The organism is Chryseobacterium sp. SORGH_AS_0447 (genome assembly GCF_030818695.1).
Lineage (GTDB): Bacteria > Bacteroidota > Bacteroidia > Flavobacteriales > Weeksellaceae > Chryseobacterium.
The window spans coordinates 1,143,310-1,162,501 of the sequence record NZ_JAUTAR010000001.1; the positions used below are offsets into that span (position 1 = coordinate 1,143,310).

Sequence of the window (19,192 nt, forward strand, 5' to 3'; positions counted from 1 at the left end):
GATTAATTTTCCTTCTCAAAACGGAAGCCCTGAGCCTGCAGATACTCATCCAGGTCTACCTCGAAAGGGAGATCGTAGCCGTTGTCCAGATCATAGACCAGACTGCTTGAGTCGGAAGCTTCCAGAAATCCGAGGATTTTTGAGCGGGTTTGTTCCTTTGCCTTTTTCCAGCACTGCCTCAGGAATTCATGTTCCAGTCCAGACTGGTTTTCCCAGTAGCTGGAAAGGTCGGGAAGACTGTTTCTATTCATGCGGGAGTCATAGGAGAAATCATGTGCATCCAACACGTTTTTGCAAAGCTCCTGAAGGTCTATGTAATTGTAATCCTCAAATCCATGCTCTTTTAAATGGAGTTCTGCGATATGTACGGTTTTGTCAGGGGCATAATACGCGTAGTTGGGCATGGCAAAAAGGAAGCTTAAAGGGCTGGCGGCGTAATAATACAGGCCGATCACTTCAATCTTCCGGCCATCTCCCCTGAATTTTTCAGGATTATTTAAAACGGATACCAAGAAATCGATGACGGTCTGCTCCCTCGGAAAGAGAATGTTTTCCTGAAATGCCTCATCCATTTTCTCCTCTAAATTCTTCATAAGTGATGGTTTTGTTCTGTTTAGGAAATTAAACTTAGCAACTAAGATAAAAATTTATTTTGGCATGATGCAACATCCTTTACACCTATCTAACAACAATAAACATCTTCTTATTTTAGCTTCATATTTGTAAAGCAAAAAATAGATAGTCTAAAAACAAAAAGCACTAAGGTAACTCCATTAGCGCTTTAGTTACAGAAGCTTTAGTTTGAAACTAATTACAATTGCCATTACAAGGCTGTGTAAGACTGGCATCCTGCATAGTGAAAACAAACTGATATTCATTGTAATTCTCTTTTTCAGCTATTTTGGTATAGTTATTAGATCGCAGGATAATATTTCTTGTATTTTCGTCTGTTGATTTCCAAGTTTTATATTTTGAATTTCCGTATACGATCTTAACACTATCTGCATAAAAAATAATATCATCAATAGATCCGAAATTATTATCTAACTGCTGACTATAGGTTTTGTCTTTAAAAATGTCATACTTTATTTTTTTTCCATGATGATAGGATAATATATTTATATCAACATTGCTGTTATTTACATAGTTAAATCTATCAATCATTTGAGAATCTACAATTTCCCTACCACAGCTCGCAATTATAAATAGGGCAAATACGGATGAAATTATTTTTTTCATTTTAAAATATTAAAGTGTGTTCCAGTAATTAAAGCCTTGCTGAACATTCTGGCTGGTAGGATTGGAGTATAATAAAAATTTGTTTTTCAAAAATTAGTAAGCTATCAAAATAAGCTCGCAGATTTTGTTAGAAGGTGACTAATTATGAAAGGTAAAATATTATCTCTGCAAATCTGTAATCAAAAGCCCATTATTATATTTCAGCGTTTCAAGCATTTTTTCGGTTTCGGAAGGGCCCGGATTCTGTTCCAATTGTTTGAATTCGTCGGTGGTGAGACCTACAATCTGCAAAAAGGAAACTTCTCCGTGTGGCGTGTTTATTTTTCCGAGTTCGGGATCGAGTGCAAAAGCAAGTGCGGTCATATCGGTATCGTATCCGCTCCGGATCGGGCCGTTGGCGGGAATCAGATGATATTCTTCAAACCACTTCCCGGACTGGAAAACGTACCGCGCTAAATTCTGAAGGAGGTTGCACACCCAATGGATGTTGTCGTCTTCCTGTTCCATCTTCAGTCTGAAAGTGAGTTCAAATCCGAATTTGCTGAATTCCCCGCCTACACTTTTTTCATTGTAGTACAGTTCCGAAAATCCATACGTTACAAAATGAAAGTGCTTTTCCTGTTTCTCACTACGGTAAACGCTGATGCCGTCCAGCGGGTCATTGCCTCCTGCCACGTAATGGAGTGGTGGTGCAAAATGTAGCGGTTCCTGTCCGGGATAAATTTTTTCAAGTTCTTTATTAATGTATTCCCATCCGACCGCATCGTCTTCCGTAAATTGTTTTCTGTATTCTTCTGTGTTCATTGGTGGATTTTTGAGGAATTAAGGTACGGAAAAATAGGGAATAGTTATCGGGCTATACTAAAGATTAATCTTCACCGATCGTATGTTTTACTTCATTCTATTGATTTCGGTGGCACTGTAGAGTCCTCCGATTGCTTCGAAAACCTCATCCTGATCTTTTTTATTGGACCATCCTTTTCCGGCAAGTTCTTTTCTTATTTCCTCTTCCGATTTATTTTTAACAGCATGGTAACAGGCAAAATCCACGACTTCGGCAGGTATTCTTTCAAGGACATATTTGGTAAGAACCGTTACTATTTTCAGATAAGTGAAAAGGCCGGTTAGTCCCAACTGAATAATCCAACTGAATAATCCAGCTGATGATCCAGCCGATCCAGCCCAGATTGATCTTATTTACCGTAAAGCCCTGGGAAAACCGGATTTTTAAAAAGTTTAGGAATCCGATTCTCTCCAGATTATTTTCGTGAAGGATTATTTCATACTGAAAATACTGATTTGAGGCATAAATCAATAGGATCATAACCGCTAGCAAATATTTAAGTTTTCTAAAATCGGTATAATTTGAAAGTTTGATGAAATATTTCATGACAAAAACAAGGGCTGTTGCTACAAGAAATTCAAACAAGATAATCAAATACAGTCCTTTTATGAAAGGAATGCTACGGTAAATCCTAGAATCAGTGAAGCGAGTAAACCGCCGATTAAGGGAATTGTAAGATTGGGAGTTTTTGTCTGTATCGGTTTTGGCAGGGTATCCGGAATGATATAGTCGTCCCAGTTGTTTTTTCTCTCCGCTTCTTTTTCTAATTCCTGCAGTGCTTCCTGATCGAATGTTTTTAGGGTTTCCTGATAAGCGTAGATGAACAGCTTTACTCTTTTAGAGTTTTTGCCGGCATCCCAGATTTCGTTGCCCAAAGATTCGCTTTTTACAGCAATGTTTTCTTCTTTGTATGTTGCGGTAATGATTTCCGTCCAACGTTCATTCATCCAGCCGGCTCCCTTGCGTTTTGCTTCGATATTGAAATCGTCTTTATAAACGAGGTCCCAACCAAGTTTTTCAATTGCCTTTTCTGCAACTGCAATAAAGATGACCTCATTAACCGGAGTCTTAAATTCTTCCTTATATTTTGGAGAAAAGCTGATGCTGTGCTTTTTGGCAATCGTTTCCTCGTAAGCTCTGAAATTTTTTTCCATTGATGATCTGAATGGTTGATTAGTTTACTTTTTGCTGCAAAGTTATAAGATAGATTTTTTTAAGTAACATTATACTTGACTTTATCCGAATACTTCTTTCTCATAAGCTCAATGATCGGTATAAATAGATCGATTTCTTCCGTTGCGGCCCTCCAGGCATATTCAATATTTTTATCTGCCAGGATGATTCCAAATTTCCATTCAGAACCATCCAGAATAATTGATTTTTCATTTTGTATGCTTTCAGGCAATCTGATATTTTCTAATTTTAACATTTCTTCTTTTAAAATTGTTGTATCTGCTTCAGAAAAGGTTTTTTCTACAGTGATGATCCTGAGTCTGTCAAGGTTGTAAATTCCGGAAGTCCATTGTTTGACATTGTACGCCGTATCCCATTGCCTGAACCTTGAACAGATTGTTCCGTCAGAATTTTGAACTAAAATAATTTTATACGGAAACCCGCTGATTGAAGGTAATTCGGATAAATAAGCAATGATTATTTCTCCGTCTTTTAAATCAAAGTTTCCTATTTCAATTTCAGCTTCATGAATCACAGCTTCGATACGGTTTGAAAATCTTTCCATTTTATTTCAATTACATTTAGGTGATTTTGGTTAAAGCTACCTGGATGCATCTTTTCTTTTCCCAAACATCAAAGAAATTCCCAACACTAAAATTCCGAGAATAATACATAGAAGAATCGTTAGGTTTCTATGCTCAGCCTTCAGTGCTTCGTATCTGGACTCGGCCAGATCGGTTTTTCTTTTTAGTTTTTTAATATAAATATCCGGCTTATTTGTTTCCAGTTCAAAGTCTTCTGTGAAAGGCTTTACAACTGCATATTCATCCTGATTCAGGTATTCTTTCTCCAACTCCTGTAAGATTTTCAGCTCGTCTTTCGTGACGTTTTTCAGAGGTCTGGTATAGGTGCAGAATTCGGAGTAGAGCAAGCCGGTATCGGGTTCGATATAGCCGAAAATCAGATATTCGGTATTTTTTTCATAAGACAGATCGCATGACCTGAGCCGGGATGAAAAGAGGACGGCCTCTTTTTTGTAAAATTCTCCGTAAGTTTCTGACTTGTAAATTGTATTGATCTGTATTTTGCTGAGGTAATTATTTAAGGTTTTGAATCCTGAAGGGATCTCAACAATGTCATACACTTTTCCTGTAAACACAAAATCTGCATATTTAAACGATTCCTGAATGCTCATGTTCTCGCATTTGCATCCGAATGATTTTACTGAAATCAGAAATGATAAGATAAGAAACTTTATGTTCATGGTTATTTTATAAGAGGCTACTATTTTTAAATTATCCTTTACATTCAAATCAAAGACGCTCCGTTCAAATCTGTCGTCAGCACTTCGCTCATGTAATTGAAGAAAGGGCGCATGGCAAGAAAGGTGAGGACTGCTTCTTTCGCAAAATCACCTGATAGAACTTCCTGGTCGGTAAATGGCCGCATGACCACGTACTGCTTTTTCCGGATGAGATTAATGGCGGGATGGTTTTTATCAAAACCTCTCGGTGCGGTTTTCACGGCGTCGCCTTTTATTTCTTGAAAATAGTTGATGAAGGTATCGTCTGAAGTGATCTTTTCAATTTCCGCGTTGCTGATTTCAAATTCTTTACGGATGCGGAGCAGATCTTTGGCATCCGGTCCCCAGAATCCGCCGCCCACAAAACTGTTGCCGGGTTCAAGATGAATGTAATAGCCTCCTCTCAACATCGGTTTCAGGCGGGAATATCCGGCTCCGAAATGGGTTTTGTACGGCGTCTGGTCTTTTGAAAACCGGACATCCCTGTAAATCCGGTATATATGGATGCCATTCACACAGTCATGCTGCTGAAGTTCAGCGTAGATCTGGTTAAAAAGAGCCTTGTTTTCTTTTACTATAGCCTCGTATTCTGCTTTGTGTGCGGCAAACCATTCGCGGGTGTTGTTTTTCTCGAGCTGCTTAAGGAATTTAAAGGCTTTTTTCATCTTGACGATTTTTAACAAAAATAAGGTAATTTACTTGGTGTAGTCTCCTGAAACAATGAATTTTTCCATTACGTTTACAATCTCGGAAACGGGGATGGAAAAGACGCCGGCATTTCCTTTATCAAATTCTTTTTTCCAGTAAGAATATTCATCTGTTTCAATAGAGTCGGGCATTTGTCGGGTATCATTTTTAATGCTGATGACACTTTGATCCAATGCTTCTTCAGTTATCGGAAGATGGCTTATTTTATCGGCAGTCCCTTTTGGATGCTGAGGATCTTTCACCTTTAATCCGTTAATTGAAATATGAATTACTTTTCCATTAGCCGGATATTCTTCAATCTTTAAAATTTTCAGGATTGAGTTTTCTTCCCCCGGTCTGGTTTTATACTTCCATTCTTGGCCCACATTGTATTCCATGTTGTCTTTTTTTGTGCAGCCGAGGAAAAATAAAAGGAGTGCAGCTGCTAAAGGGTATAGTTTAATCATCCGATGGTTCATTTAATTTTTTAAAATATTAATCAGTTATGCAATGAGTAGTTTACCAATTGCAAATCTTAGATATACTGAAGAAAAATATTTAAAACCAGCACAATTTATCTTGAAATTATTCAATTATAAATACTTGGGTTCAAAACCTTTTCTAAATCGCCAATCTTTAGTAAATCTGCAATAGCCTTTTCAATACATTCTCTTGTGATTTCTTTCACAAATAAATCCGGCGGCTTTTGGTAAAGTGCATCTAAGTTTTTGCCCGTTTTCTTGTCTTCTTCAATGGCCGTTTCTAAAAACGTATAAGTCCAGACATTTAGGCCATAATGTCGCCCGTCTTCCATATCAACATGAATATTGCAAAAGTCATTTTCTTTGTCCCAGTTTGCCGGTTCAACTTCTTCAAATTCCAACCACAAGGTAAATTTTTTGCCTTCCGGTTTTCTACCTTTTAATTGGTCATAAAGTTTTTTTAATTCTTTATTGTTTACCCAGCCTTTACTCTCAGTCATGGCAATAATGAGGAAATCTTTTGCTTCGTCCATTGTGTTAGCTTCTCCTTTAACGACTGCATAGTTCCAAGGACTCTGTTCTTCGGGCATCCGGTATTCGAACTGGAATCTTTTGTCTCCTATACTATTGACTGTCACTAACCAATCATCTTCCCAATTATCTGTCGCCTGAATGACAAGTGAATAATGAGAAGTCACTCCATATAATGTGGTTTTTGTAAAAGTTTGGTTTACCATTGAAATAAATTCGAGCATTGATTTTCCTGTTTCATTTTCAATGCCAGTTGACTCGCTATTCATTAATTCACGGTAGAATTCTTCGAGTGCCATACTCTTTTGTCCTGAATATCTAATTATGGGCATATGGAACTTTAAAATTATGATTAAATGTATTAATATCTTAAAAAAAATTGGAGACTGCAGGAAATTGTTAGCCCGGTTAACTTCATTTTTACAATATTAATCAGTTCAGGCTTCCAGAATTACATTCACCTGATCGACAATTTCTTTTTTCTCTAAAATTTTTTCATCATACTTTACCTCAAGCTTTGTTTTTTTCCAGAAGGGGAAAAAGATCAGGCCTGAACTTCCGATGTTGACAAGCGTAGCATCGGGATATTCAATTTCTACCGTTGTCTTAAATACCGTGTTTCCTTTAATGTATTTAGTTGTTTTGATCCTGTTGGTTAATAAATCGAAAGCCTGAATGATTCCGTCGTCTACATTTTCGAATTCTTCGCTGAAATGCGTATGATATAAACCGTAACCCACCACCCATTCTCCAAAAGTTGTTGAAAGCCAGAAATCTGAATTTTTAACAGCCAGATATTCGGTTCCGTCTTCGTCTTTTGAATACTCAACTTCATCTCCTAATTTTTCAATGAGGACCTTTTTGATTTCTTCAAATTTCTTTTGGTTACAGTTCATGTATTAATCGGGGTTGAGGTTCAGGTTAAAATTTAAAGAGATCTGCAAATTTCAAAATGAGCACAAGCCTGGAAACTCGTGCCGGCAGAAGCCATTAACGGGTACTTTCAGCAGAAAGTGCTCCCTCGCTGATATCCGCAGCCTGAAGGCTTTTAAGGGCCGATTTGGTGGAAGATGTCGTACTTCCGCCGATGATGTAGAGTTTATCGTTATAGATTTCTGCAGCGGTATGTCTTCTGGGAATCATATTGGAGGATAATTGGTGCAGTGTATTGGTTTCCGTATCGAAATAGGCTAAAAACGTCTGATTATTGCTCCCTCCTGCAATAAAGATCTTATGACCGGATACCGCCAATGAATGACCGGATATTGCCAAAGGCATTTTATATTGCTCAGTCCAGAGATTTTTGTTGAGATCGTAAACATTGACCAGCCGGGAAGGCGTACCGTTGAAACCACCGATGACATACAGTTTATCATTTACAATTTTGCCTTTTGCTTCTCGGGCTGTCGGCATATCGGGTAAGGGATGCCAGGTATCGGAAGCAATATCATAGTATTGGAATCTGTTGGAAAACAAAGTGGTTGAAGCATTGTTTAGCCCACTGCCTCCAAACACATATATTTTTCCGTTATGGATGGCAGAACCTGCATTTCCCGTGTAGGCACGGTTAACAGCTCCCTTTGTGATCTTATTTGTTTCGAGGTCCAGAATTTCAAGATGGCTGTTTCCCCAGCCGTTAAAAATATAAATTTTATGACCATCCGTCTCCGAATTACCGAATCTTCTGGGAAGCAACTTAGCGTTGACGACGCTCCAGCGGTTATCTTTAATGCTGTATTTCTCAATAAAAGTGGCACTGCCATCATTGTCTCTGTACCCGTTACTCACATAGATATGATCACCTGAAATTGTACTGCTTATCCCTCCTCTGCGAACAGACATGTCCGCAAGATGCTTAAAATTAAGGGTTTGCGCATTCGCCAGGAATAAGCCGAAAATGAAAAGGAGAAATACTGTTTTTTTCAATGGCGGTGAGGTTATGTTGAATTGATTTTTAAAGATAGGGAAAAAATAAGGAGTGTAAATCGCTGATGTTGAGTTTTGTGAAATGAAAAGCGCTCTTCCTTTGCCAGCGCGAGCGTCTCGTGCTTTAAGCAAATAGTCTTTCTGTTGAGGGATGGTTGAGATGTCGGTGCAAGTATGGGGACACGAGCTTGGAAGTTCGTGCCGACAGAGGAGTACCGAAAGATAAATGCTTAACTTTCAAGAAACCTGACGGGTTTTCAAAACCCGTCAGGTTTTGCCGCGTTCCCATACCATTGCAGGAAATTAGAAACAGGTGTGTTTGCGATTAAATACAATTGCAGGAGATTACAAACAGGGTTGTTCGTGACTAAAGAAGTTTTGAAATAATTTAAAATGACCGGGAACCTCAGGAAATTCTCCTAAAATCTGATTACAGATCAAATGCTTTTCGATAATACTCTTGGACTTTGCCCATAACAAAATCATTTTGCTTTGATCAAATGCAGAGGTTAATTTTTTGCCTGCGGATCCAGCGTAATGGTTATTTTATTTTTTCTCTGCTGCACTTTGATGGTATTGCCTTGCTCAAAGCCGATTTCCTGCAGCCATTTGCCACATAGACGGATTTCAGGAAGGATATTAGGTCGCCAGGGATTGGAATTGCCGGTGTATTTTCCATATACTTTCAAATAACGATCCTTTTTATGGTTAAATTTTTTTTCTTGCTTCATTATGCGAATTTATTATTGTAAAAGTATAATTAATTATAATTTAAAACAAACAAAACCGCATGAAATTATAATTATTGTTGTTTTAGAGATGATTTTCAGGTCTTTAGAATTTTACGATATTTGCAGGAGAAGTTAATCATCGAGCACTGTGTCGAAAATAAATTTAAATAGAATAAAGTCTGTCTTAGCAGAAAAAAATAAGACCAGCAAGGATCTCGCCGGTCATTTAGGAAAGACAGAATCCACCGTTTCACGCTGGTGTACCAATGAAGTCCAGCCTTCCATTGAAACACTTTACGAAATATCTAAGTTTCTGGAAGTAGATATCCGGGAATTATTGGTATCGACGGGTTCATGACCAGAGATCAGTTAAAAAAAGAATTTGGTAAAAGAATTATCATGCTTCGTGAACAGAAGGGCTGGAGCCAATCTGATCTCGCTCGTGCGTGCAGTAAAGACCGACAAGCGATTGAAAAGCTTGAAAATGGAAAAGTGAATCCTACGCTTTATACTTTGTTGGAACTGGCGAATGCTTTGGAAATTTCTTTGGGGGAGTTGGTGGATTTAAAGTGATTTTTGCTTTGAGAGTGAAATGACAAGTTTAGAAACTTATGCCAAGAGGTATTTACATTAGTTTCACAATGCATTATGCCAATGTAATGCTAGCTACATTTTATTTTTCTGATTAAATATTTATCAATTTCTGCGTATATTTTTTTAAAATCTTTGTTCAATCCTTTCTTTTTAGAATTCCAAATGATTTGATTACTAGCTGAAAATGAATATAAATATTGTTTTCCATTAATTACCATATGTTTTCTATATATAAGATAACCTTCTCCGTTTTCATAATCACCTTTTTTGTAGTTTTCTATATCATCTTCAAATATTTGTAGTTTCTCTTTAATTTCTTCAAGTGTGTTTTTTATATTCTGCTTAAAAAAACCTTCATCCAATGTAAATATATACGATTCATAAATTTTCAAGAATATTTTTAAACAACACAATATGATTAAATAAGAATTTTGAAATGCTTTATACTCAAATCCATATGTTCCCATAATATCAAATTTATGAATAGAATAAATATTTAAATTTAATTTGTGTGAATGAGTTGATCGATTTAATAGATTGTAAAATTTATCTATTTCTAATAAAGTACTTTTCATATCGGAATTGACCTGATTTTTTAATTTTCCAGTCATTTTGAATATTTTTTCTATACCTCTTTTCCCATATTTCCAGTTAGAAGTCTCTTCAATGTTATGAGTAAAATAAAGTTGCATTGTGCATAATTCCAATATATTTCGAACTACTTGTAAGGATTGTTTAAAATATGCTGTTTTTAGCAAATCAAGTGAACAAAAAAAATCTTCAAGAATTTCATTGAAAATAATTTTAACATTATAGTGATTAGAATCTGAAAGATTTATTTTTAAAATTCCATCTTCCATTATACCTTCAGATTTTGTCAGTGAGATTGAAGACATTTCTAAATCAAATTCAATTTTTGCGAAAGTCTCTAAGATTTTATAAATGAAATCAATTCTATCTTGATAAAAATAACTAATCTTTTCTATGACATTGTTTCTCATAACTTACATTTCGTATCTAAATTTACATATTTATTAATCATTAAATAATATACTATTTTCGTACTACCTTACAAATCTTTTTATGTAGTTACTTATAAATTAAACAATAGCTACAGTTTTTTCTTTATTCTTTCAATTCCTAATTTGATGTTATTTTTTATTCTTTGTATATATTCATCTTGATATGTATAATCTGAAAACATACCAACATCAATCAATGAATATAGTGAATAATCTAAATGTGGTTCAAGTCCTTTATGACATGTATGACATAATGTTATAAGATTCTTTTCTTCTGTTAAACCACAGTGAGAATGGGGAGTTATATGATGTAGATGTAATTCTACGTGCTCATTATTTTGAGGAGAAGCTCCACAAACTTTACATCTTAAGTTATCTCTCTTAAGAATTCTCATCCTTAATTTGGGGTTGGCTGCTCTGTTGAATTTAGTTTTTGGAATCGACTCTATGTTGTGATAACCTCCATAATAGGTCTTTATATTTTTTTTGGGTTTAATTAATTCTGATAGATATAATTCACATAGTTCTTTTGTAATTAGTCCATTACCTCCAAATAAATTCATAAAATATCCCAAATCAGTTTTGTTATTAATAACTAACAATGGTTTTTTAACATCTTTAAAAAGTTGAATTGCAATATCTGGGATAATTAGAGAGGGCTCTCTTATTTCAATCAATGGATTATTTTCATCATTTCCACACCAATTTGTCATAATGGTGTAATTGAATTTGTTATTTTCCTCAGAATATACTAAAAGTTGATAATAATCAGTGTTTTCTAAAGGTTTTTGAGAAATCAGTCTCTTTAATTCTATACATAAATTTTTCTTTTTTTCCATAGTATTGTTGTGAAATTGCAAAGAATATATAAATTTACATATTACTCTAATATATAATTGCTATAGTATTTTTTTTGTTTTAGCTATTTCCTTTGCAAAATAATAATTTAAACAAAAAAACCGCTCTGAAAATCCAGAACGGTTAGTATATTAAATTGCCTCGGTCGCTTACCGCATTACATCATTCCCGGCATTCCGCCACCCATTGGCATGGCTGGTTCGTCTTTTTTCACTTCAGTGATAACACATTCAGTGGTTAAAAGCATTCCTGATATGGAAGCAGCGTTTTCAAGGACTGTTCTTATTACTTTCGTAATGAAGCTTTCTGCTTTATCCATTGAACAGCAATGTCAAACGGTTCTGTATCACTGCGGGAAGAGGTGCTGTGTCCCAGCTTACTGAAAAGAGCATACTCAAAAGGTTTGCCCTGCGCTTTGAATGTATTCAGGTGTTCGATGCACAGCTTTACCGGAATCTGGATGTCTTTTTCACCATAAAGCCAGAGTCCCGGAATGGAAAGGGTATTCAGGGATATTTTGGGGTCAGTTGCTGTAAACTGATACCGGTCCGGATCGTTTTTAGTATGCTCAACGGCGTCATCCTGGGTATGGTTTTCCCAGAAATTGGGGTTTCCATTGGTATAGAACTGAAAGCGGAGCTGCTCCAGTGTGGTGATGGTAGGGCAACTGAACAAAACCATAAATTTAATTTGCGGATTTTTACTGGCAGCCATGGGAATGATCCATCCTGCCTGACTAAAACCTACGAGTCCGATGGGTATTTTTTGGTCTTTCAAATAGGTCCGGAATATTTTTACGGCAGCGTCTGCATCCTGAGCCAATAGATTGAAATTAGCAGGGTCGATGTTATTGGTACCAACGGACGGTCCTACATATATACCGCCGGATTCTCCTACGCCGCGTTTGTCATAGGTAAGTACGGCAATGCCTTCTTTAGCGAGCCGTTTTGCAAACTCCATTTCTCTTTTTACCGGGTCGGACCCATGAACGATGACCACTGCTGCCCATGGCTTTTCAGATTTTACTATTGATCCTGCAAGAGTGATCCTCTGACTTTCAAATTTTACATCCCGAATGGTAAAGTCTGCTGACTGTGAAAATACAAATCCTGGCAGCACTATTAGTGACAGCCTTATAAATAAGTTAGAAAAAATGTTGATATTCATAAATAATGGTTAGTAGTCAAATATAATATAAAAAAACCGCCCTATAAATAGAGCGGTTAATATATAAATGGTCTCAGCGATACGCCATTACATCATTCCCGGCATTCCGCCACCCATTGGCATGGCTGGTTCGTCTTTTTTCACTTCAGTGATCACACATTCAGTGGTTAATAACATTCCGGATACGGAAGCAGCGTTTTCAAGGGCTACTCTCGTTACTTTCGTAGGGTCGATGATTCCTGCTTCAAGCATGTTGACATATTCGTCGGTTTTCGCGTTGTATCCGAAGTCGGCAGTGCCTTCTGCTACTTTGGCTACGATTACAGAACCTTCACCTCCGGCGTTGGCAACGATTTGTCTTAACGGTTCTTCAATCGCTCTTTTTACGATTTTGATACCGGTAGTTTCATCAGAATTGATTCCTGTAAGATTGTCTAAAGCAGAGATTGCTCTTACCAAAGCAACACCACCACCAGCTACGATACCTTCTTCTACGGCAGCTCTTGTTGCGTGAAGGGCATCATCCACTCGGTCTTTTTTCTCTTTCATTTCCACTTCAGAAGCAGCCCCTACGTAAAGTACGGCAACCCCACCGGCTAATTTAGCCAGTCTTTCCTGAAGCTTTTCTCTGTCGTAGTCGGAAGTTGTGGTTTCCATCTGCGCTTTGATCTGGTTTACTCTTCCTTTGATCTTGCTTTCTTCACCACCACCGTTTACTACAGTTGTGTTGTCTTTGTCGATGGTTACTTTTTCAGCAGTTCCCAACATATCCAAAGAGATGTTTTCCATAGTAAAACCTTGCTCTTCAGAAATTACCTGTCCGCCAGTAAGGATTGCGATATCTTCCAACATGGCTTTTCTACGGTCTCCGAATCCAGGTGCTTTTACAGCAGCAATTTTAAGAGAACCTCTTAATTTGTTTACCACCAAAGTAGCCAAAGCTTCACCTTCCACTTCTTCAGAAATAATCAATAAAGATTTACCTCCCTGAGCGATCGGCTCAAGAACCGGAAGCAATTCTTTCATGGAAGAAATTTTCTTCTCTACCAAAAGGATGTATGGGTTTTCAAGTTCAGCCACCATTTTCTCAGGATTGGTTACGAAGTACGGAGACTGGTATCCTCTGTCGAACTGCATCCCTTCTACAACGTCTACGGTTGTATCGATTCCTTTTGCTTCTTCTACGGTGATTACTCCTTCTTTACCCACTTTTCCGAAAGCTTCAGCGATCAAAGCACCGATGGTTTCGTCGTTGTTAGCAGATACGGAAGCCACTTGCTTCACTTTATCGGTAGAATCACCTACTTCCTGAGATTGTGTTTTTAAGTTTTCAACAACAGCTGCTACGGCTTTGTCGATCCCTCTTTTAAGATCCATCGGGTTAGCACCTGCTGCTACGTTCTTAAGACCTTCTCTTACGATAGCCTGAGCTAAAACGGTAGCGGTAGTAGTACCGTCACCTGCGATGTCATTGGTTTTGGAAGCTACTTCTTTTACCATTTGTGCTCCCATGTTTTCTACTCTATCTTCCAGTTCGATTTCTTTCGCTACAGAAACCCCGTCCTTGGTTACGTGAGGCGCACCGAAAGATTTTTCAATCACTACGTTTCTCCCTTTAGGACCTAAAGTTACCTTTACTGCATTTGCCAATGCATCAACCCCTCTTTTTAAAGCGTCTCTAGACTCGATATCGAATTTTATTTCTTTTGCCATTGTTTTAAGCTTTTGGCGAATAGCTGTTGGCTGTTGGCCTTGGCGATTCGCGGTTTTGATTTTATAATTTGATTTTAATTTCCATTCAGCCTGTTCCAAAGGGCGACAAGCTTCTTTTTTAATGTTGTTAATTCTTCTAAAAGATTATGATAATCATCTTTGTTGATGTAGTTTAAATCTTTGGCAAGAATCAATTGGTTTTCGGCTTCATTGGACGATCCCAGTGCGATGTTGATGAAATTAGCGAATTCTTTGTCAGAATTTCTTCCGCTGCCTTCCGAAATATTATATCCAATGGAAGCGAATGATCTCCTGATCTGGGAAGTTAATCCAAAAATCTCTTCTTTAGGAAAATTTTTGGTTGAGGTATATATCTTTAAAGTTAACTGATTGCTCAATTGCCACACCTCAAACTTTTTAAAATCCCTCATACGCTATTTTCAACGCTGGAAAGCCATTTGCAAGAAGCCGGTAGCTATTCGCTTACCCGATTACTCCCAGAAGATCTCCTTCCTTTACAATTAAATAATCTTTTCCATCCAGTTTCAACTCAGAACCGGAGTATTTTCCGTAAAGCACTTTGTCGCCCACCTGTACGGTAGTCGGTTCGTCTTTTTTACCTGGACCTACTGCCACTACGGTACCTTCCTGTGGCTTTTCTTTAGCGGTGTCCGGAATAATAATCCCTGAAGCGGTTTTCGTTTCTGCAGCGATCGGCTCGATCAAAACTCTGTCTGCTAATGGTTTAAAGTTTACTGACATAATATATTTAATTTTTTAATTATTTCTGACTTGTATTTCCCTAATAGTATGCCATCGGCGGTCTGTGACTGAAATGGCAGAATTTTTTCGGATGAAGTGAAATTTTGGCAGAAAAAAAGTCCACCGGAGTGAACTTTCAATATTGTTGTTTACTTGCACGAAGTTTCATAATCATCAAGCAGCTTTTTGTACATGCCGGTGAATAGTTCCGTCCTATATTTCATGTTGATCCTTGAAGCCTCACCGCCTCTTTTTCCTTTCAACAGGGCTTTACGCTCGGCATCAGTAGCTTTTTTATTTTCCCTGAATGTCTTGTTGGAGAAGTAGTCATTCTTCCGGGCTTCATCTACTTTAGCCAGGAATTCCGGGCAGTCGGCGCCTACTTCCTCATAAGCTCTGTAAAACTTTTTATACAGTTTTTTCATATTGAATAAATCAAGCGGGGTCAGCGAGCTGTAATCTACGGGCGCAATGGCAAACGTTTCGTTGGGCTTACTCAGATAAATCATCACATAGGTAAGTTGGCACTGGTCTTCATTTCCATCGAATCCGGCGGAAACACGATCTCCGAAATCGGCCTTGCATAGCATGCTGCGGTAACCGTACATATTGATTTTCCCTTTTTCCATCAGCGGAAGCATCAGCACTTTTCCTTCCGATTCCACCTCCAGATTATTATTGATTTCCTTCACCAGTCGTTTATCGAGCTGGAATGTTTCCTGCGTGTTTTCATTGGTATAGATCAGGCTTTTGATTTCAGAAATGGGAATCAGCTGAACCTGTGCGTCGCTTTTGGCAGATTTGAATTTCACTTCCTTCCGATCCAGATTGGCATATTTTGGACCTCTTCCCATCATGGTGAATGTAGCTACATCCGGAAGCATGAAATCCTGGGCAAATCCTTTTTTGGTACTGCCGTCTTCCATGAGGATTTCGATAGGGATAAAATCCCGCTTTCCGGTATAAAACTGTAAAGACTGGGCAAAGAGCTGCTGTACCGAGAGCAGCAATAAAATCAGGAAGCTGAATTTTTTCATGGTTTTTAATTTTTATAATCTGCGCAAAGCTAAAAAAAAAGTACTCATATTCTGAGTACTTTTTAGTGATAAATTTATTTTTTCTTTCCTGCCGCCTGCATCGGGTTTACTTTCCCGTTGGAAGCACCTCTTGTGGCGCCGGCTTCTTTCTGCTTAAACAGATCGAATTTGGAAACCTGGGCATTTCCGCCATCGTAGCTCCAGAAATTATTGGAAGTATCGATGTCGGCCGTTTCCCTCATCGGGTCCAGCTGGATGGATTTTAATTTCTTGTCGAAATAATACGTCTTGGAAACTTTCTGCTCGTTCAGTCTCCAGATCTGGGCCGAAGATTTATCCTTCAGTTTCGTTCCGTCTTCAAAGGTGAATTCAAGAATAATTGGCATTACAAGACCGCCTTTGTTGGTGAAGTCGATCTGATAAGCGGTCATGTTTTTAAACTTGTCTTTTTCTTTTTGGGTTAAAGGTTCCGTTCCGTCGAATTTGAAGGTATACTCTTTATCGTTGTCCACTTTTTCCTGGCCTCTGTCATAGCGATAATAGAAATCCTGCGCTTCTTTGTCCTTATCTACATAGAAGGTAATATTTTTATCTTCCCTGTTTCTGATTTTTGAAATGTCTTCAAATTCATTCTGAGCAGGCTTGTCAACTTTGTACTTCGTTTCTTTGGCCTCTCTTGGCTGCGTATTCAGATCCGGTGTGGCGATGGTTACTTTATCGATCGCAATATCCACAGGATCCGTTCCGTAGAACCAGCCTCTCCAGAACCAGTCGAGGTCTTCGCCGCTCGCGTCTTCCATTGTTCTGAAGAAATCCGCAGGTTCAGGATGTCTGAAGGCCCATCTTTTCGCATAGGTTTTAAATGCTTTGTCGAAAAGTTCTCTTCCCATAATGGTTTCACGAAGAATATTCAGCCCTGTTGCCGGTTTTGAGTAAGCATTCGGACCGAACTGGATGATGTTTTCCGAATTGGACATAATAGGTTCCAACTGATCTTTCGGAAGCTTCATGTAATCCGTGATCGTCCATGCCGGACCTCTTTTGGACGGGAATTTATTGTCCCATCTTTCTTCGGTAAGGTATTCCACAAAAGTGTTCAGTCCTTCGTCCATCCAGCTCCATTGTCTTTCGTCGGAATTGATGATCATCGGGAAGAAGTTGTGTCCTACCTCATGAATGACTACCCCGAGCATACCGTTCTTGATCCCTTCGGAATAGGTTCCGTCTTTTTCCGTTCTTCCGTAGTTGAAACAGATCATCGGGTATTCCATTCCGTTGGCGGCTTCCACCGACTGGGCTACCGGATAAGGGTAAGGAATCGTAAACTCCGAATATGTTTTGATCGTATGGGCTACCGCTTTCGTTGAATATTTACGGTATAAATTGTAGGCTTCTTTCGGGTAAAAGCTCATGGCCATTACCTTGTTGTTGTTTTCAGGAATAGTAACGCCCATTCCGTCCCAAACGAATTTTCTTGAAGACGTCCAGGCAAAATCCCTTACGTCATTCGCCTCAAAGCTCCAGGTTTTTCTCTGCTTGGAATGGTTTTTCTCCGCTCTTTTCGCTTCATCCAGGGTTACGATTTCTACCGGTTCCGTTGAAGTTTTAGACTTATTATATCGAGCCAGCTGTTCAGACGTTAAAACCTGGTCGTAGTTTTTACATTCTCCCGTTCCGCCGACTACATGGTCTGCCGGAACGTTCATGTTTACTTTAAAGTTCCCGAAAACAAGGGCAAATTCGCCTCTCCCGGTAAACTGGTGGTTCTGCCATCCGTGGAAATCGCTGTATACACACATTCTCGGATACCATTGCGTCATGGTATACAGGTCGTTTCCGTCTTCGGCAAAGTTTTCATAACCGCCGCGGCCGCCCATTTTGATCCGGTTCGGAATGTTGTAGTTCCAGTCGATTTTGAAGACCAGCTTTTCTCCTTTTTTCAGCACCTTTGGCAGGTCGATGCGCATCATGGTTTTATTGACCGTATATTTCAGCGGTGTTCCGGAAGCATCGGTTACTTTTTCAAGATTTACCCCGTATCCGTTATCGGAAGCCGGTAATTCGGAAGCTTTCAGCTGCTGGTCCGTGGCTGCTTTCGGCAGGGTAGAGGAGGAAGGGAAATCGGCCTTCTTCACCGTCGACTGCTGGTTTTCGTCCAATTGCAGCCAGATGTAATCCAGATCGTCCGGAGAATTGTTGTAATACGTAATGGTTTCCGAACCTTTTAGATTCCTCTTATCTTCGTCAAGGTAAGCATTGATGGTGTAATCCGCCCTGTTCTGCCAGTAGCCGTGGCCCGGTGCTCCAGAGGCCGTTCTGTAGATGTTGGGCGTGGGAAGGATGGTTCCCAACTGTTCGAACCTGTTTCCGTGGTTGCTTCCCGGATTGTTCTGAATATTTTGTGCGGTGAAACCTGTATACGCAAATACAGAAAGGGAAAGTATGGCAACTTTTAGTTTCATAACCGAAATTGTTTTAAGAATTTTCAAATATAATGATAAGTAGCTGAAAAACCGGAAATGTTTCAGCGTTAAAAAGGAATTCTTTCCAATGTCATTTTCAGGGACAGTGCAAAAACTCCGGAAGAGACAAAAAGTACCCAGTCTTTCTGGTTTACCTTGAATATTTTAAGCAGGATCAACAGGAAGATCAGGATCCCGAAAACGATGGCTATCTGGCCCAGTTCCAGTCCGATATTAAAACCCAACAGCGGAACCGCAATGCTCTGGCTTTTGGCAATCATCACCCTTGCTGTATTGGCAAACCCCATTCCGTGAATCAGCCCGAAAATCAGAGCTAAATAATAATTGGCCTTCATCAGCGTCTGCTTTTTATTCTTCATCAGGATATTGTCCAGCGATGTTATAACAATAGTCAGCGGAATCAGGAACTCTACCCATGCGGAATTGATTCTGATAATATCAAAAGTACTCAAAGCCAAGGTAATCGAATGGCCGATGGTAAAAGCCGTGATCAGGATTAAGATCTGTTTTAAATCATTAAAAGAATAAACGGCAATCAATGCTAAGACAAAAAGCTGATGATCAAGGGCATCGAGTGAAATAATGTGCTCCCAGCCCAGGTTGAGGTAAAATAAAAAATCCTGCATGTTCTAAATCATTT

The 19,192-nt window shown here is 38.6% G+C and carries 25 protein-coding genes; 2 read left to right on the forward strand and 23 right to left on the reverse strand.

Going from position 1 to position 19,192, the window contains the following annotated elements:
• Positions 1 to 2 precede the first annotated feature (2 nt).
• The 13 genes from QE422_RS05380 to QE422_RS05440 all read right to left on the reverse strand — a co-directional run bounded on the left by QE422_RS05380 (position 3) and on the right by QE422_RS05440 (position 8,916).
• On the reverse strand, positions 3 to 593 hold the full coding sequence (locus QE422_RS05380; protein ID WP_307455696.1) for a hypothetical protein: 591 nt from the start codon (positions 591 to 593) through the stop codon (positions 3 to 5).
• A 214-nt stretch (positions 594 to 807) separates the two neighbouring features.
• Positions 808 to 1,239 carry a hypothetical protein gene (locus tag QE422_RS05385; RefSeq protein WP_307455698.1) on the reverse strand — a complete coding sequence of 144 codons (432 nt, stop codon included), beginning with the start codon at positions 1,237 to 1,239 and terminating at the stop codon, positions 808 to 810.
• Positions 1,240 to 1,398: 159 nt separating this feature from the next.
• Positions 1,399 to 2,043 carry a suppressor of fused domain protein gene (locus QE422_RS05390; protein ID WP_307455700.1) on the reverse strand — a complete coding sequence of 215 codons (645 nt, stop codon included), beginning with the start codon at positions 2,041 to 2,043 and terminating at the stop codon, positions 1,399 to 1,401.
• Between the two features lie 87 nt (positions 2,044 to 2,130).
• On the reverse strand, positions 2,131 to 2,373 hold the full coding sequence (locus QE422_RS05395) for a hypothetical protein (RefSeq protein WP_307455702.1): 243 nt from the start codon (positions 2,371 to 2,373) through the stop codon (positions 2,131 to 2,133).
• A 315-nt stretch (positions 2,374 to 2,688) separates the two neighbouring features.
• Positions 2,689 to 3,237 carry a hypothetical protein gene (locus QE422_RS05400; RefSeq protein ID WP_307455703.1) on the reverse strand — a complete coding sequence of 183 codons (549 nt, stop codon included), beginning with the start codon at positions 3,235 to 3,237 and terminating at the stop codon, positions 2,689 to 2,691.
• 59 nt (positions 3,238 to 3,296) lie between these two features.
• Positions 3,297 to 3,821 (reverse strand): hypothetical protein, encoded by a 525-nt coding sequence (locus tag QE422_RS05405; RefSeq protein ID WP_307455705.1) that lies wholly within the window; start codon positions 3,819 to 3,821, stop codon positions 3,297 to 3,299.
• A gap of 36 nt (positions 3,822 to 3,857) precedes the next feature.
• A complete protein-coding gene (locus QE422_RS05410) occupies positions 3,858 to 4,520 on the reverse strand; it encodes a hypothetical protein (protein ID WP_294308279.1) in 663 nt (220 codons plus the stop codon).
• A 44-nt stretch (positions 4,521 to 4,564) separates the two neighbouring features.
• The gene (locus QE422_RS05415) at positions 4,565 to 5,224 is read right to left on the reverse strand and encodes a DUF2461 domain-containing protein (RefSeq protein ID WP_307455707.1); all 660 of its coding nucleotides are present in this window, start codon (positions 5,222 to 5,224) and stop codon (positions 4,565 to 4,567) included.
• Between the two features lie 30 nt (positions 5,225 to 5,254).
• The gene (locus QE422_RS05420) at positions 5,255 to 5,713 is read right to left on the reverse strand and encodes a hypothetical protein (protein ID WP_307455709.1); all 459 of its coding nucleotides are present in this window, start codon (positions 5,711 to 5,713) and stop codon (positions 5,255 to 5,257) included.
• A 122-nt stretch (positions 5,714 to 5,835) separates the two neighbouring features.
• Entirely contained in the window at positions 5,836 to 6,558 is a 723-nt protein-coding gene (locus QE422_RS05425) for a hypothetical protein (RefSeq protein ID WP_307455711.1), read from the reverse strand.
• A 138-nt stretch (positions 6,559 to 6,696) separates the two neighbouring features.
• Entirely contained in the window at positions 6,697 to 7,155 is a 459-nt protein-coding gene (locus tag QE422_RS05430) for a hypothetical protein (RefSeq protein ID WP_307455712.1), read from the reverse strand.
• Between the two features lie 94 nt (positions 7,156 to 7,249).
• Positions 7,250 to 8,185, reverse strand: coding sequence for a kelch repeat-containing protein (locus QE422_RS05435; RefSeq protein ID WP_307455713.1), 936 nt, complete (start codon positions 8,183 to 8,185; stop codon positions 7,250 to 7,252).
• A 509-nt stretch (positions 8,186 to 8,694) separates the two neighbouring features.
• A complete protein-coding gene (locus QE422_RS05440; RefSeq protein WP_307455715.1) occupies positions 8,695 to 8,916 on the reverse strand; it encodes a SymE family type I addiction module toxin in 222 nt (73 codons plus the stop codon).
• Between the two features lie 148 nt (positions 8,917 to 9,064).
• Here QE422_RS05440 and QE422_RS05445 point away from each other — a divergent pair, with 148 nt between their 5' ends.
• On the forward strand, positions 9,065 to 9,274 hold the full coding sequence (locus QE422_RS05445; RefSeq protein ID WP_294197665.1) for a helix-turn-helix transcriptional regulator: 210 nt from the start codon (positions 9,065 to 9,067) through the stop codon (positions 9,272 to 9,274).
• Positions 9,271 to 9,489, forward strand: a complete 219-nt coding sequence (locus QE422_RS05450; protein WP_307455717.1) for a helix-turn-helix domain-containing protein — start codon at positions 9,271 to 9,273, stop codon at positions 9,487 to 9,489. Before QE422_RS05445 ends, QE422_RS05450 begins: the two co-directional genes overlap by 4 nt.
• Before the next feature lie 89 nt (positions 9,490 to 9,578).
• On the opposite strand, the gene QE422_RS05455 is transcribed toward QE422_RS05450, so the two are convergent.
• From QE422_RS05455 to QE422_RS05500, 10 genes are all read right to left on the reverse strand, one after another.
• A complete protein-coding gene (locus QE422_RS05455) occupies positions 9,579 to 10,511 on the reverse strand; it encodes a hypothetical protein (RefSeq protein ID WP_307455719.1) in 933 nt (310 codons plus the stop codon).
• A 110-nt stretch (positions 10,512 to 10,621) separates the two neighbouring features.
• Entirely contained in the window at positions 10,622 to 11,371 is a 750-nt protein-coding gene (locus tag QE422_RS05460) for an HNH endonuclease (protein WP_307455721.1), read from the reverse strand.
• 176 nt (positions 11,372 to 11,547) lie between these two features.
• Positions 11,548 to 11,709, reverse strand: coding sequence for a hypothetical protein (locus QE422_RS05465; RefSeq protein WP_307462407.1), 162 nt, complete (start codon positions 11,707 to 11,709; stop codon positions 11,548 to 11,550).
• Positions 11,676 to 12,557, reverse strand: coding sequence for an alpha/beta hydrolase (locus QE422_RS05470; protein WP_307455723.1), 882 nt, complete (start codon positions 12,555 to 12,557; stop codon positions 11,676 to 11,678). The genes QE422_RS05465 and QE422_RS05470 overlap by 34 nt, the downstream gene beginning before the upstream one ends.
• A gap of 87 nt (positions 12,558 to 12,644) precedes the next feature.
• On the reverse strand, positions 12,645 to 14,270 hold the full coding sequence (gene groL, locus QE422_RS05475; protein WP_307455725.1) for a chaperonin GroEL: 1,626 nt from the start codon (positions 14,268 to 14,270) through the stop codon (positions 12,645 to 12,647).
• Positions 14,271 to 14,344: 74 nt separating this feature from the next.
• Positions 14,345 to 14,701 carry a four helix bundle protein gene (locus tag QE422_RS05480; RefSeq protein WP_307455727.1) on the reverse strand — a complete coding sequence of 119 codons (357 nt, stop codon included), beginning with the start codon at positions 14,699 to 14,701 and terminating at the stop codon, positions 14,345 to 14,347.
• 52 nt (positions 14,702 to 14,753) lie between these two features.
• The gene (gene groES / locus QE422_RS05485) at positions 14,754 to 15,032 is read right to left on the reverse strand and encodes a co-chaperone GroES (protein ID WP_066755045.1); all 279 of its coding nucleotides are present in this window, start codon (positions 15,030 to 15,032) and stop codon (positions 14,754 to 14,756) included.
• 149 nt (positions 15,033 to 15,181) lie between these two features.
• Entirely contained in the window at positions 15,182 to 16,069 is an 888-nt protein-coding gene (locus QE422_RS05490; RefSeq protein ID WP_307455731.1) for a hypothetical protein, read from the reverse strand.
• A gap of 74 nt (positions 16,070 to 16,143) precedes the next feature.
• Positions 16,144 to 18,531, reverse strand: coding sequence for a M1 family metallopeptidase (locus QE422_RS05495; protein ID WP_307455732.1), 2,388 nt, complete (start codon positions 18,529 to 18,531; stop codon positions 16,144 to 16,146).
• 68 nt (positions 18,532 to 18,599) lie between these two features.
• Positions 18,600 to 19,178 carry a HupE/UreJ family protein gene (locus QE422_RS05500; RefSeq protein WP_307455734.1) on the reverse strand — a complete coding sequence of 193 codons (579 nt, stop codon included), beginning with the start codon at positions 19,176 to 19,178 and terminating at the stop codon, positions 18,600 to 18,602.
• Positions 19,179 to 19,192 lie beyond the last annotated feature (14 nt).

What these genes read in the sequence shown, in the direction of transcription:
- QE422_RS05425 (WP_307455711.1), bottom strand. Translation starts at nt 6,558, where the DNA reads ATGGCACTCGAAGAATTCTACCGTGAATTAATGAATAGCGAGTCAACT.
- QE422_RS05405 (WP_307455705.1), bottom strand. Translation starts at nt 3,821, where the DNA reads ATGGAAAGATTTTCAAACCGTATCGAAGCTGTGATTCATGAAGCTGAA.
- QE422_RS05455 (WP_307455719.1), bottom strand. Translation starts at nt 10,511, where the DNA reads ATGAGAAACAATGTCATAGAAAAGATTAGTTATTTTTATCAAGATAGA.
- QE422_RS05460 (WP_307455721.1), bottom strand. Translation starts at nt 11,371, where the DNA reads ATGGAAAAAAAGAAAAATTTATGTATAGAATTAAAGAGACTGATTTCT.
- QE422_RS05430 (WP_307455712.1), bottom strand. Translation starts at nt 7,155, where the DNA reads ATGAACTGTAACCAAAAGAAATTTGAAGAAATCAAAAAGGTCCTCATT.
- QE422_RS05470 (WP_307455723.1), bottom strand. Translation starts at nt 12,557, where the DNA reads ATGAATATCAACATTTTTTCTAACTTATTTATAAGGCTGTCACTAATA.
- QE422_RS05385 (WP_307455698.1), bottom strand. Translation starts at nt 1,239, where the DNA reads ATGAAAAAAATAATTTCATCCGTATTTGCCCTATTTATAATTGCGAGC.
- QE422_RS05440 (WP_307455715.1), bottom strand. Translation starts at nt 8,916, where the DNA reads ATGAAGCAAGAAAAAAAATTTAACCATAAAAAGGATCGTTATTTGAAA.
- QE422_RS05480 (WP_307455727.1), bottom strand. Translation starts at nt 14,701, where the DNA reads ATGAGGGATTTTAAAAAGTTTGAGGTGTGGCAATTGAGCAATCAGTTA.
- groES (WP_066755045.1), bottom strand. Translation starts at nt 15,032, where the DNA reads ATGTCAGTAAACTTTAAACCATTAGCAGACAGAGTTTTGATCGAGCCG.
- QE422_RS05465 (WP_307462407.1), bottom strand. Translation starts at nt 11,709, where the DNA reads ATGGATAAAGCAGAAAGCTTCATTACGAAAGTAATAAGAACAGTCCTT.
- QE422_RS05390 (WP_307455700.1), bottom strand. Translation starts at nt 2,043, where the DNA reads ATGAACACAGAAGAATACAGAAAACAATTTACGGAAGACGATGCGGTC.
- QE422_RS05420 (WP_307455709.1), bottom strand. Translation starts at nt 5,713, where the DNA reads ATGATTAAACTATACCCTTTAGCAGCTGCACTCCTTTTATTTTTCCTC.
- QE422_RS05415 (WP_307455707.1), bottom strand. Translation starts at nt 5,224, where the DNA reads ATGAAAAAAGCCTTTAAATTCCTTAAGCAGCTCGAGAAAAACAACACC.
- QE422_RS05495 (WP_307455732.1), bottom strand. Translation starts at nt 18,531, where the DNA reads ATGAAACTAAAAGTTGCCATACTTTCCCTTTCTGTATTTGCGTATACA.
- groL (WP_307455725.1), bottom strand. Translation starts at nt 14,270, where the DNA reads ATGGCAAAAGAAATAAAATTCGATATCGAGTCTAGAGACGCTTTAAAA.
- QE422_RS05490 (WP_307455731.1), bottom strand. Translation starts at nt 16,069, where the DNA reads ATGAAAAAATTCAGCTTCCTGATTTTATTGCTGCTCTCGGTACAGCAG.
- QE422_RS05410 (WP_294308279.1), bottom strand. Translation starts at nt 4,520, where the DNA reads ATGAACATAAAGTTTCTTATCTTATCATTTCTGATTTCAGTAAAATCA.
- QE422_RS05400 (WP_307455703.1), bottom strand. Translation starts at nt 3,237, where the DNA reads ATGGAAAAAAATTTCAGAGCTTACGAGGAAACGATTGCCAAAAAGCAC.
- QE422_RS05500 (WP_307455734.1), bottom strand. Translation starts at nt 19,178, where the DNA reads ATGCAGGATTTTTTATTTTACCTCAACCTGGGCTGGGAGCACATTATT.
- QE422_RS05380 (WP_307455696.1), bottom strand. Translation starts at nt 593, where the DNA reads ATGAAGAATTTAGAGGAGAAAATGGATGAGGCATTTCAGGAAAACATT.
- QE422_RS05450 (WP_307455717.1), top strand. Translation starts at nt 9,271, where the DNA reads ATGACCAGAGATCAGTTAAAAAAAGAATTTGGTAAAAGAATTATCATG.